10 protein-coding genes are annotated in these 12,718 nt (G+C 39.9%); 5 read left to right on the forward strand and 5 right to left on the reverse strand.

Going from position 1 to position 12,718, the window contains the following annotated elements:
* Nucleotides 1-28: 28 nt before the first annotated feature.
* Both FA047_RS04015 and pdxH read right to left on the reverse strand, forming a co-directional pair.
* Entirely contained in the window at nt 29-919 is an 891-nt protein-coding gene (locus FA047_RS04015; protein ID WP_136834678.1) for a 3-hydroxybutyryl-CoA dehydrogenase, read from the reverse strand.
* Between the two features lie 27 nt (nt 920-946).
* Nucleotides 947-1,597, reverse strand: a complete 651-nt coding sequence (pdxH, locus tag FA047_RS04020) for a pyridoxamine 5'-phosphate oxidase (protein ID WP_136834679.1) — start codon at nt 1,595-1,597, stop codon at nt 947-949.
* A 44-nt stretch (nt 1,598-1,641) separates the two neighbouring features.
* Between pdxH and FA047_RS04025 the strand changes: the two genes are divergently transcribed.
* Nucleotides 1,642-2,205: a YqgE/AlgH family protein gene (locus FA047_RS04025; protein WP_136834680.1), complete on the forward strand. Its 564-nt coding sequence runs from the start codon at nt 1,642-1,644 to the stop codon at nt 2,203-2,205.
* Here FA047_RS04025 and purE read toward each other — a convergent pair.
* On the reverse strand, nt 2,202-2,690 hold the full coding sequence (purE, locus tag FA047_RS04030) for a 5-(carboxyamino)imidazole ribonucleotide mutase (protein WP_136834681.1): 489 nt from the start codon (nt 2,688-2,690) through the stop codon (nt 2,202-2,204). The two genes, FA047_RS04025 and purE, sit on opposite strands and share 4 nt — an antisense overlap.
* 1 nt (nt 2,691) lies before the next feature.
* The gene (locus tag FA047_RS04035; protein WP_136834682.1) at nt 2,692-3,831 is read right to left on the reverse strand and encodes a 5-(carboxyamino)imidazole ribonucleotide synthase; all 1,140 of its coding nucleotides are present in this window, start codon (nt 3,829-3,831) and stop codon (nt 2,692-2,694) included.
* A 17-nt stretch (nt 3,832-3,848) separates the two neighbouring features.
* Here FA047_RS04035 and FA047_RS04040 point away from each other — a divergent pair, with 17 nt between their 5' ends.
* Nucleotides 3,849-5,078 carry a BaiN/RdsA family NAD(P)/FAD-dependent oxidoreductase gene (locus tag FA047_RS04040; protein ID WP_225872623.1) on the forward strand — a complete coding sequence of 410 codons (1,230 nt, stop codon included), beginning with the start codon at nt 3,849-3,851 and terminating at the stop codon, nt 5,076-5,078.
* 282 nt (nt 5,079-5,360) lie between these two features.
* Here the strand turns inward: FA047_RS04040 and FA047_RS04045 are convergent, their stop codons facing one another.
* On the reverse strand, nt 5,361-8,603 hold the full coding sequence (locus FA047_RS04045) for an amidohydrolase family protein (RefSeq protein ID WP_136834683.1): 3,243 nt from the start codon (nt 8,601-8,603) through the stop codon (nt 5,361-5,363).
* A 113-nt stretch (nt 8,604-8,716) separates the two neighbouring features.
* Between FA047_RS04045 and FA047_RS04050 the strand changes: the two genes are divergently transcribed.
* Genes FA047_RS04050 through FA047_RS04060 form a run of 3 tightly spaced genes read left to right on the forward strand, consistent with a single transcriptional unit; the run spans nt 8,717 to nt 12,714 of the window.
* Nucleotides 8,717-10,609: a RecQ family ATP-dependent DNA helicase gene (locus FA047_RS04050; protein ID WP_136834684.1), complete on the forward strand. Its 1,893-nt coding sequence runs from the start codon at nt 8,717-8,719 to the stop codon at nt 10,607-10,609.
* A gap of 23 nt (nt 10,610-10,632) precedes the next feature.
* Nucleotides 10,633-11,343 carry a head GIN domain-containing protein gene (locus tag FA047_RS04055; RefSeq protein ID WP_136834685.1) on the forward strand — a complete coding sequence of 237 codons (711 nt, stop codon included), beginning with the start codon at nt 10,633-10,635 and terminating at the stop codon, nt 11,341-11,343.
* A gap of 45 nt (nt 11,344-11,388) precedes the next feature.
* Complete coding sequence (locus FA047_RS04060) at nt 11,389-12,714, forward strand: MFS transporter (protein ID WP_136834686.1); 1,326 nt, start codon at nt 11,389-11,391, stop codon at nt 12,712-12,714.
* The last annotated feature ends 4 nt before the right edge of the window (nt 12,715-12,718 follow it).

The following is a 12,718-nucleotide window of genomic DNA, read 5'->3' on the forward strand; positions in this document are numbered from 1 at the left end:
GTTACTATAAAAGCCATTAAGTTAAGTGCTATTTGCTAAATTTACTAGCAACTTTTGCTTCTTTTACGCCATTGGCATAGTTATAAAAACCTTCTCCGGATTTTACGCCTTTATTACCAGCTGTGACCATATTGACCAACAATGGACATGGCGCATATTTAGGATTGCCAAAGCCATCATGTAGCACGTGCAAAATAGCGAGGCATACATCCAAACCTATAAAGTCAGCGAGTTGTAATGGCCCCATCGGGTGTGCCATTCCCAACTTCATTACAGTATCAATTTCCTCCACACCTGCTACACCTTCATACAGCGTATAGATTGCCTCGTTGATCATCGGCATTAGTATCCTATTGGCTACGAAGCCTGGATAATCATTCACCTCTACAGGAACTTTAGCCAATTTTCTGGAAAGCTCCATCACAGCTTCAGTAGTTTCATTGCTGGTTGCATACCCCCTGATTACTTCTACCAATTTCATTACCGGTACAGGATTCATAAAATGCATCCCGATTACTCTGTCGCCACGGCCTGTTACGGAAGCAATCTTTGTAATGGATATTGAAGAGGTATTACTGGCCAGAATAGCTTCGGATTTGGCAAAGGAATCTATGTCTTTAAAAATCTTTAGTTTTAATTCCAGATTTTCAGTCGCAGCCTCAACAACAAGGCTGACGTCAGAAACACCTTCTTTGAGGTCATTATATACTGTAATTCTGGACAATGTATCTGATTTTTCAGTTTCAGATAAAGTGCCTTTACTTACTTGTCTGTCAAGATTTTTACTAATTGTACTTAAAGCTTTAGATAGTGCATCATTACTGATGTCTATAAGATTGACCTGATATCCAAATTGGGCAAAAGTATGAGCGATTCCATTGCCCATAGTTCCGGAGCCTATAACTGCGATGTTTTTCATTTCGTTTTTTATGATGCTAGTTTAAGTTTATGGCGCTAATCTATTGATAATCCATGAACCATCCACAAGATCGTAAGCAATTCTATCATGAAGTCTGCTTGATCTCCCTTGCCAGAACTCTATAAACTTAGGCTCTATCAGATAACCACCCCAATGTAAAGGGCGGGGAATTTCTTTGCCTTCATATTCAGATGTAAGTTCTTTCACTTTTTCTTCCAGTAAAGACCTATCATTAATTATACTGCTTTGCGGAGAGGCCATGGCTCCAATCTGGCTGCCGATAGGACGGGAATGAAAATAATCGGAGGAAGTTTGTGCATCAACTTTCGTTACCAGACCTTCTATTCTTACCTGTCTTTCTAATTCTGCCCAGAAAAATACAAGAGCCGCCTGTGGATTTTCTATTAAATCCTGCCCTTTTTTACTTTCATAATTTGTAAAAAATACGAACCCACTTTCATCAAAACCTTTTAACAATACAATGCGGGCAGAAGGCTTTCCATCGCTGTCTGCGGTAGCTAATGTCATCACATTAGGTTCATACAACCGTGCATTTACAGCATCTGCAAACCATTTTTTAAACTGCAGTATGGGATTGCTTTCTACATCATTTTCAGAAAGCTGTGCTGCACGATAATCTTGGCGTAAGTTTTGTATGTTTTCTTTAGTAAGCTCCATGTTCAAAAATAGGGTTAGTTTGTTATTTTTTCTAAATTTCCGAAATGTTAAGTCGATTAGAGCCATCTCTTGGTAAATTATTAATTTCAGAACCATTTTTAATGGATCCAAATTTCAAGCGTTCGGTGGTGTTGATCGCAGAACACCAGGAAGAGGGTACAGTTGGCTTCATTTTGAACCATCCGAGTGCTTTAATGCTTAAGGATTTGATTCCTGAGTTAGGCGAAGCGGATTTCCCGGTATATATTGGAGGACCGGTAGGCACGGATACGATACACTTTATTCACCGCTGTTACGATAAGATACGTGACGGTGAAGAAATAGCTAAAGGAGTTTATTGGGGAGGTAATTTTGAAGCTTTAAAAATCCTGATCAATAACAATAGTATCAGTCCGGATGAAATTAAATTCTTTATAGGCTATTCGGGCTGGGCAGAGCAACAACTGAAAGATGAAATTGAAGAAAACACCTGGATTGTGTCAGACAAGTACCACGCTGACGTAGTGTTTTCTGATAATGAAGAGGAGGTATGGAGAGAAGTAATCATCAATCTCGGACCCAAATATGCCCATGTGAGTAAATTTCCCCAAAACCCTAACTTAAATTAACCTTCCATCTCAGTAGCGGTTTCTTCAACTTTCTTGCGCAATTCATCTTTATAAGCCTGCATTTTTTCAGCGAGAGCAGAATCAGCTGTAGATAGAATCTGAACGGCCAATAAACCTGCATTTTTTGCCGCATTAAGCGCTACCGTGGCTACAGGAATGCCATTAGGCATTTGCAGTATAGATAAGATTGAGTCCCAGCCATCTATAGAATTGGAAGATTTTACGGGAACGCCAATTACAGGTAATACAGTAATCGAAGCCACCATACCTGGTAAATGTGCAGCACCACCTGCGCCGGCGATGATCACTTTTAGTCCACGCCCTGCGGCCTGTTTAGCGTAATAAAACATCCTGTCCGGGGTTCTGTGTGCAGACACAACAGTCATTTCAAACTCAACCCCAAATTCTTTAAAAATATCGGCAGCATCCTGCATGATGTGAAGATCCGATTTGCTGCCCATTATAATACCTACCTGTACGCTCATTTTATGAAATAACTTTTAATGTGTTTTTTATATAGTTTGCTTTTTCTATTGCCGCATCGCGATTTTGATCTACGACGGTGATGTGCCCCATTTTGCGGAATGGTTTGGTATATTTTTTTCCATATAGGTGTACATATACACCATCAATTGCCATGATTTTTTCCAAACCCGAGTATTTAGCTACTCCGTTATGGTTTTTTTCGCCTAGCAGATTGATCATAACTGCATTGCTGACAGCACGGGTGTCGCCTAAAGGAAGGTTGAATATTGAGCGTAAGTGTTGCTCAAACTGAGACACATAATTGCCTTCTATCGTATGATGTCCGCTGTTGTGTGGGCGGGGAGCCAATTCATTAACTAAGATCTCGCCATCTTTCGTGATGAACATTTCTACTGCAAGTAAGCCTGTGATGTTTAACGCTGCAGCTATTTTTTTAGCAATAGTTTCTGCCCGATGCTGTACGGATTCAGGATAGGTAGAAGGTGAGATCAGGAATTCTACAAGATTCGCTTCTGCATTGAATTCCATTTCAACCATAGGGAAAGTTTTAACATCTCCATTAGGATTTCTGGCAACGATTACTGCGATCTCTTTTTCAAAATCTACCAGTTGTTCAATCAGACAAGGTGCATCAAAGGCATTGTCAACCTCCGCTACATTGTTGATTTTCATTACACCCTTTCCATCATAACCATCACGACGCTGTTTTAAAATATAAGGGAAAGCAAAGTCGCTGTTTAGGATGTCTTCTTTTGTATTTACCAGTTGAAAAGGGGCAGTCGGGATGTCATTTTCTTTAAAGAACTGTTTTTGGACACCCTTATCCTGGATCAGACGTATCACCCTCGCTTGAGGATATACGTGTTTACCTTCCTTTTCAAGCTGTTCAAGTGCATCGATGTTTACTTTCTCTATTTCAATGGTAATGATATCTGCTTTTTTACCAAAGTTATAAACCGTATCAAAATCCGTAATAGAACCACATTCAAAGTAATTAGCGATGTGTTTACAGGGAGCATCAGTATCCGGATCTAAAATTAAGGTGGTCAGGTTGTAGTTGATAGCTTCCTGGATCAACATTCTGCCCAGTTGACCACCACCTAATATGCCTAATTTTAAATCACTTATTTGTTTTGCCATATCTATATGAAAAAGTTATGCTTATTTTGCACAAAAATAACAATATAAACGGATTGATGGATGCAGATGCTATAATTATTGGTGCAGGAGCTTGCGGTTTGATGTGTGCGGTGCAGGCTGGTTACCTTGGAAAAAAGATTATATTGTTGGAAAAGAGCGATAAACCGGGTGCAAAGATTCTAATATCCGGTGGTGGCCGTTGTAATTATACCAATCTGTTTGCTAGTGACGAGCAGTTCATATCCAATAATAAACATTTCACTAAATCGGCTTTTACGCAGTGGACAGTAGATGATACGGTGAGTTTTTTTGAGACCTATGGCATTGCCGGTAAAGAAAAAACACTAGGACAGCTTTTTCCAGACGGCAAAAATGCGAAGGATGTAGTGGCTGTGTTTACAGAAATCTGTGCCGACTTTGGCCAGCGGATCATTTGCGATACAGAAGTTACGAATATTGAACATTTGGAAGATGGTTTCTCTGTTAAATACACAAAGGATGGTAACGTAAAAGTGCTGAAGGTACCTAAATTGGTTATTGCTACCGGAGGTTTACCTATCCCAAAGATGGGGGCAACCGATTTCGCTTTGCGTTTTGCAAGGAAACATAAACTAAACATTATTGAAACAGCTCCCGCTTTGGTGCCGCTCACCATTACTGGTAAAGATGAAGAATGGTATACCCAATTGTCTGGAAATTCAGTTTTTTGTGAAGTTAGTAATGACGAAATATCCTTTGAAGAGAATATTCTTTTTACGCACTGGGGACTGAGTGGACCTGCAATTCTGCAAATATCGTCTTATTGGAGAAGAGGAGAGGAGATCAATATTGATTTATTGCCAAGACAGCATATTGTTGATCTAATAGAGGTTGAAAGAAAAGAAAATGGTAAACTACTGTTGTCCACTTTTCTTAACAGGATTTATCCTAAAAAATTTACTGAAGCCCTCAGTAAATTTCTTCCCATTGATAAGCAGGTAGCTTCTTTAACAAAGGCGGAGCTAGAATCCATTGATAAAACCATTCATTTTTTTAAAGTGAAACCGGCGGGTGACAAAGGGTATGATAAAGCTGAGGTGATGAGGGGCGGTATAGATACCAATTCGATTTCATCCAAAACGCTGGAATGCAAGCAAATACCAGGTTTGTTTTTTGGCGGTGAATGTGTAGACGTAACCGGTTGGCTGGGAGGATATAATTTTCAATGGGCCTGGGCCAGTGGTTTTGTGATTGCTCAAAACCTATAGTTTTTATTTTGTCTCTCGTAAACTGAGTTTCTACTTAAGTAATTTTTAGTTTTATAGTTATAGCTATTAAGTATAATACCGAAATACACTTGATTAAAATAGTAATCGAATTTTAAAGGGAGATAACAAGGACTTAAAAAGGATTTGCCCCTGTTAAGTCCCTGTTATCTCCCCGTTATGTCCCTGTGATATTCTTTTTATAAATTGACAGGTTTTCTTGTTTTTATAACCAATCACTGGATCGGTATTATTTTTCTTTTAATGAAAATCATCTCAAACTGCTTACTCGCAATTGGGTATGGTATAAGTCCAGGTCTCTGCAATTCCTGTAGGGAAGCTGTAAACCATTCCCTTGCCCATCTCAAACCATAGTTTGCCACGCAATTTCTCATGCCCACCAATTTCATTCATAGATAAACTGTCGTAAATTCTTCCATTGATCATCACATATTTGATTTTTTCGGAGTTTCTGATGTCATCAAGCGGGTTAGCATCCATGATAACCATGTCCGCCAGTTTTCCTACTTCTAGTGAACCTATTTCACGGTTCATGCCTAAATATGAAGCGCCATTGATGGTTGCGCATCTTATGGCCTGAAGAGGAGTCATGCCGCCTTGTACAAGCATCCAGAGTTCCCAATGTGCCCCAAGTCCTTGAATTTGTCCATGAGCACCCAGATTTACTTTAGTGTTGCCACCGTCGGCAATTTGTTTAGTTGCTTTAGATACTTCAATATGTCCGTAATCTCCATATTCGGAGGTTGTTCTCCTTCTTGATCTGGAATCAATGATAGCTCTTGGAGTAAAATTCAGGAGTCTTTCATTTTCCCAGACATTGGTGCGGTCATACCAATAATTCTCTCCCCATTGACTTCCGTAACTAACGATTAATGTAGGTGTATAGGCAACTTTTGTGTTGTTCCAGAAAGAAACAACATCTTTATATACTGGTGCTACGGGGATACTGTGTTCGATGCCGGTGTGCCCATCGGCCACCATATTCATATTGGTGAAGAATGTAGAGCCGCCTTCAGGAACAACTTCCATTTTCAGTTGTCGGGCTGCTTCCAGAATCTGCTGACGCTGATCCCTTCGTGGTTGGTTATATGATTTTACTGAAAAGGCACCCACAGCTTTTAGCCTGCGCAAGTGTGATAACGCATCATCCAGACTATTGATTGCCACCTTGAAATCTCCATCGGCACCATAAAGTATAGCTCCTGTTGAGTACAACCGTGGACCGACCATTCTCCCTGCTTTGATCATTTCTGACTGACTGAATACCATTTCTGTATTGCTGGAAGGATCATGAGCGGTAGTTACCCCAAAAGCGAGGTTGGCCAGGTAAGACCAGTCGTTTGTTGGACTAACTCCATCCGGACTTGTGCGGAGGTGCGCATGCACATCAATGATACCTGGCATGATGGTTTTTCCTGTCACATCTATAACTTTTGCTGCAACCGGGATCACAAGTTCTGTCGCTTTTCCCATTGAAATGATCTTATTGTTTTCGATAAGGATCGTTCCTTCCTCAATAACTTCATCTCCTTTCATTGTAATGATACGCGCTCCCTTTAAGGCGGTGAGACCTGTAGGCATGTCGCCTTTCAGTTTTAAATTAATGGTGATACCGGTGCTGTCCGGTTTAGGCAGGTTTTGCGGTGCACCTTCAATGAAGTCGAAAGTGTTTTTAATTTCACGGCTGTAGTATTGATCTCCCAGTGTCCACAATAACTTCTGACTGTCATGACTCCAGTGCAGGTAGGTTCCTGCATCCTTGGTCACTCTTGTAAGAGGTATGTTTTTATTGGCAGAAGACAGTTCTAGCGGAGAGCCGATGTTAACCATGGGTGTAATGTACACATTGAACAATTCTGTAAACGCCAACCATTTTCCATCCGGACTAGGAGAAAACTGTGTAACGTATGTAGAAGTATAATGTGTGCGTTCATTGGCACCGTTAAGGTCTATACTTTTTAATGCCTTTTTACCTCCTTCATTTCCTTGAAAATAAATTCTGCTATCATCAGTACTGAATTGAGGCTTAATGCCATTTTCGGAAACTAAGGTCTTAGCTCCTCCATTTGCAGACATGGTAAAAATGCCCGTTCCACGACCATAAGCATAACCCAGAACATCGTTGCCGATTCCCTTTCTAAATACGATTTTATCACCCTTATTGGAGAAGTTAGGAGAATAATAAAAGCCTTTTTCATCAGTAAGTATTACCGTTTTTCCAGACTTGATATCTGTCTTTTTGATGGCGCCCTTAAACTCGTCGCTCCATGTGGTATATATAACTGTTTTACCATCCGGACTGATTTCTGGCTCAAATTCAAAGTCAATGCCATCGGTAATTCTTTCTGGATTTCCGTTAGGAAGCTCCTTTTTATATAAGAAGCCTACGGCATTAAAGATGACGAATTTGCCGTCTGGCGAGGTGGTCAACTGGCGGATCATTTTTGAGGTAAACTCAGGGTTGAATACTTGCTGAGGGAAATGCAATGCTTCCTGCACAGTCTGATTGATGGTAACCTGGAATGGGATGTCAGTGGTTATTAGCGAGGCTAGTTCAATTTTTTTAATCTTTCCTTTGGCATAGAAAACTATGTTTTTGGTATCCGGAGTCCATGCGTAGTTGGGATATACACCGAAGATTGCCCATGTTTCCTGCTGGTCGTGAGAGAGGTCTTCTGTGAGCGGCCATTCTTCACCTGTCTTTAGATTTTGAACAAACAGCACTGATTTTAATCTTACCCTTTTTACGTAAGCCATCATTTTTCCGTCAGGAGATATTTGTGGACGTGCGGCACCACCTGCTTGTGCAATAAGGTTGCTCAGTTTTCCGGTATTCATGTCCAGTTGTCTGATCGCATAGATTAATCCATTGGGATCTTTACTGTATTCGAAGTTAGGACCGGGAGAAACATCTTCGCTGAAATAAAGATAGCGTCCGTTAGGATCAACATTTGGTTCGCCGGCATCCTGCTGGTCGTTTTTTCTTTTGGTAAGCTGTATACCATCACCTCCGTGTATATTGTACATCCACATTTCTCCTGCACCCAATGAACGTGACGCGGTGAAGTGTTTGCGGGCGATGAGGTATTCGCTGTTTGGAGTCCATGTTGCATTATTCAGCAAACGGAAAGTTTCTTTTGTAACCTGTCTTTTATCAGATCCATCGCGTTTCATGATCCAGATATTGTCGGCCCCGCTTTTATCGCTTGTATATGAGATATATTTTCCATTGGGACTAAATCTTGGTTGAATGTCCCAGGCAATACCGCCGCTTAGCAACGTAGCAGCGCCACCTCCGATGGGTATGACGTAAATATCGCCAAGTAAGTCAAAGACGATATCTTTTCCGTCTGAACTGACATCAAGATTCATCCAAGTACCTTCATCTGTATTAATTGAAAACGTTTTAGTCGTTCCCTGATATTTTTCTATATCCCATTTTTTTTCCTGAGCATGAGAAAAATAGGTTGTGGCAAGGAAAAGTAATAGTAAAAATGATGATCTCATATGCTGCGGTGGTTAATTAGCCCGCAATTTAATAATATCAGTTCATTTTTATAGTTTTGATGAACATGTTTTTATAGGAGATGCTGACAAAGTTTGGGATGACGGGTTAAATTATGAACGAAGCGGAAATATTAAAGAGATATTGGGGATTTGAAAGTTTCAGGCCTTTGCAGGATGAGATTATTAAATCAGTTTTAGACGGACATGATACACTTGCGTTGATGCCTACAGGAGGAGGGAAATCCTTGTGTTTCCAGATACCTGCCATGGTAATGGATGGGATTTGTATAGTGGTTTCTCCGCTTGTTGCTCTCATGAAAGATCAGGTTGAAAATCTAAAAAGCAAGGGTATTGATGCCGTTGCAATATATGCGGGTATGGGCAAGCGGGAAATTGATATTTTACTTGATAATTGCATCTATGGTAAGATCAAGTTTTTATACCTGTCGCCCGAACGCTTACTTTCGGAACTTGTAAGAGAGCGTATTTCCTATATGAATGTAAATTTGATTGCAGTAGATGAGGCTCATTGTGTTTCTCAATGGGGGTATGATTTCAGGCCTCCTTATTTGCAGGTAAATGCCTTGAGAACAGTGATTCCTGATGTGCCTGTGCTAGCACTTACGGCAACGGCAACTCAATTTGTAAGGAATGACATTGTAGATAAGCTGGCGTTTAAAAACCATAAAATCTTTGTGCAGAGCTTTGCCAGAAAAAACCTGAGTTATGTGGTTTCGGCTGATGAGGATAAGCACCGGAAGCTTTTGAGCATAGTGAAAAATGTGAAAGGCAGTGGATTGGTGTATGTGAGGAATAGGAGAGAGACGGCTGAAATTGCTTTATTTCTACAACGAAATAGTATAGCTTCAGATTTTTATCATGCAGGTGTAGAAAAGGAAGAACGCTTTAAAAGGCAGGAGGACTGGAAACAAAACAGGATTAGGGTGATGGTAGCTACGAATGCTTTTGGAATGGGGATAGATAAAGCCGATGTACGTTTTGTAGTTCATCTGGATCTGCCCGATAGTTTGGAAGCTTATTACCAGGAAGCAGGAAGAGCCGGTAGAGATGGAAGCAGATCTTATGGGGTGTTATTGGCCAATAAAAGTGATCAGCTGGCATTAGAAGGCAAATACAAAGATAGTTTTCCTTCATCTGATGAGATCAAAAAAGTATACCATTATCTGGGTAATTATTTTCAACTGGCTTTTGGCAGTGGGGAAGGACTGAGCTTTGGTTTCGATATCGCAGATTTCTGTAAGCGGTTTAACATAGGTATAATTAAAGCACTGGCTGCTTTAAAGTTCCTGGAGCACGATGGATATATCACTTTGTCTGAGAATATCTTTTTGCCATCGAGACTGCTTTTTATCGTCGGACATGAAGATGTATACCGTTTTCAGATAGAAAATGCAGGTTATGACCGCTTGATTAAAACCATATTGCGCTCCTGTGGTGGTGCATTTGAGCATTACATTAAGATTCAGGAATCCGATATCGCGAAAAAGATGGCGATGTCATTTAATGAGGTAGGTAAGCAGTTGAAATTTTTGGAAGAGCAGGGTTTGTTGTCTTACTTGCCGCAGACAGATCAGCCTCAGTTGCAATATGTACGACCGCGGTTAGATTTGCCGCATCTTGATATTGACGTAAAATATATAGAGCTCAGAAAAAAGATTCAGACCGATCAGGTGAATGCAGTACTCACATATACAGAAAACAAGGAGTGCCGAAGTGTGCAGCTGCTCCGTTATTTTGATGAGCCAAATGGAGATAAATGCGGTGTTTGTGATGTTTGTTTGTCAGAAAAGAAAGCTGATGATGAGGAACATCTGGATGATAAAATTGATTTTGAGATTGCTACCCTGCTTCAAATTCAATCCTATGGCCTATCAGAGTTGGTAAATGCAATTAAAACAGGTGATGAAACAAATCGTATCAATCGGATCAGAGACTTACTGGATGCCGGTAAAATCAAAACAGATGGTAAAAATTACTATCTTTAAACTTATTTATTAATACTGCCCAAATGAAAAAAATATCAATTATAGCTCTTGTTTTGCCTGTTTTGCTGGCAGGTTGTACCTCTAAATGTATTGAAGACTCCGGTAAAAATGTGCATATTGAAAGTGTGGTGAAAAACTTTGATCAGATCAAAGTAGAAGGTGCAATTAAATTGGTGCTCAAACAGGATAGTACTTATTCTATAAGAATAGAAGCCGATTCAAATATTATGAAACACATTACTGCCGATGTGAGCGGGAGGGAGCTGAAGGTGAAACTGGATGATAGTAAATATTGCGGATCTGATTCGATAGTGGTGTATGCGGGAATTGGGGAGCTGAAGAAAATAAATGCAGATGGTACTGTAAAGATTGTTGGAGATGGCAGAATTTATGGAAATGATGTGGATTTTAAGTTTACAGGAACATCTGATGTGAGTCTGGATCTGAGTGTTGCCAAGCTAGTCACGAAAATAGATGGAAATAGCTTGTTGACCCTAACGGGGCAAGCCGGGGTACATGATCTGGACACCAAAGGGACGGCTAGGGTAAATGCTTTTGGCTTTTTGTCAGGTGTTTATGATATCGATATAGACGGGATTGGTAAAGCTAATATCAATGTTCTGAATGAGCTTAAAGTAAGAACATCAGGATCTAGTGAAATCTATTATAAAGGGAACCCCAAAAAAGTAGATGAAAAAAAGTCCGGTGCTACCAAACTTGAAAAAGTAAATTAGTGGTGATTCTGGTTTTTTAGCTACTTTAGTCCTCTTAATCGATACATGGAACAAAAAAACAACAAAAAGACCATTCGGTCATGGGCATTCTTTGACTGGGCTAATTCTGCTTATAATTTGGTGATTACTACTACGATATTTCCTACTTATTATACGCTGATAACTAGTGATAAAGATCAGAATACGATAGATTATGTCACTTTTTTGGGTCATAGTTTTGTAAACTCATCATTGTATAGCTATGCGCTTGCTTTTGCTTTTTTGGTTATTGCAATTTTGTCACCTATTTTGTCGTCTATAGCAGATAGCCGGGGTAACAAGATGGTATTTATGAAAACATTTACCTATGTGGGAGCTATATCCTGCTGCGGATTGTATTACTTTGATGTCGATACCCTTCAAGCTAGCATGCTGCTTTTTATTGTAGCAGCTATTGGCTATTCTGGTAGTCTGGTGTTTTATAACTCTTATCTGCCGGAGATTGCTACGGTAGACCGACAGGATGCTGTGAGTGCAAAAGGATATGCTTATGGCTATATAGGTAGTATTTTGCTTCAGATACTGTGTTTTGTCTTTGTTTTCTTTCCTGAGGTTTTTGGTTTATCAGGAAAAGCACATGCTTCAAGATTTTCTTTTCTATTAGTGGGACTTTGGTGGATCATTTTTGCTCAGATACCATTTAGGAAATTACCTAAAGGCAGCCCTAATTTTGAAAGACCAAAGAATAATATCATGACCAGTGGTTTTAAAGAGTTGAGTAAGGTATGGCAGCAGGTGAAGCAAATGGCTTACCTGAAACGCTTTTTATACTCTTTTTTCTTTTACTCGATGGGGGTACAGACAGTAATGCTTGTAGCTACGATTTTTGGAGAAAAAGAATTGTTATTGTCAACTGAGAAACTGATTGCAGTTATTTTATTATTGCAGCTGGTTGCGATACCAGGAGCGATGCTGATGTCTTTTCTTTCCAGAAAGTTTTTCGGTAACGTAAGTGTGTTGATAGGGGTTCTGGTGGTTTGGATTGGTGTGTGTATTTCGGCATTTTACGTAAGAACAGAATTGCAATTCTATTTTTTAGCTGGGGTAGTGGGTTTAATTATGGGAGGTATTCAATCATTATCACGTTCCACTTATTCTAAATTTCTACCCCAGGAGAGTCCCGATCATACCGCATTCTTTAGTTTTTACGATGTCACTGAAAAGATTGCCATTGTGATCGGAATGTTTAGCTTTGGTTACATTGAAGAGTTCACGGGTAGTATGCGTAATTCGGTGATTGCATTGGCCTTATTTTTTGTAGTTGGGTTGGTGTTTTTATTGATGCTTAGAAGTATAGAGCCTAAATCAATTAAGGTTAACCCCCAGATTTAAGATA

This window comes from Pedobacter frigoris (assembly GCF_005116445.1).
Lineage (GTDB): Bacteria > Bacteroidota > Bacteroidia > Sphingobacteriales > Sphingobacteriaceae > Pedobacter > Pedobacter frigoris.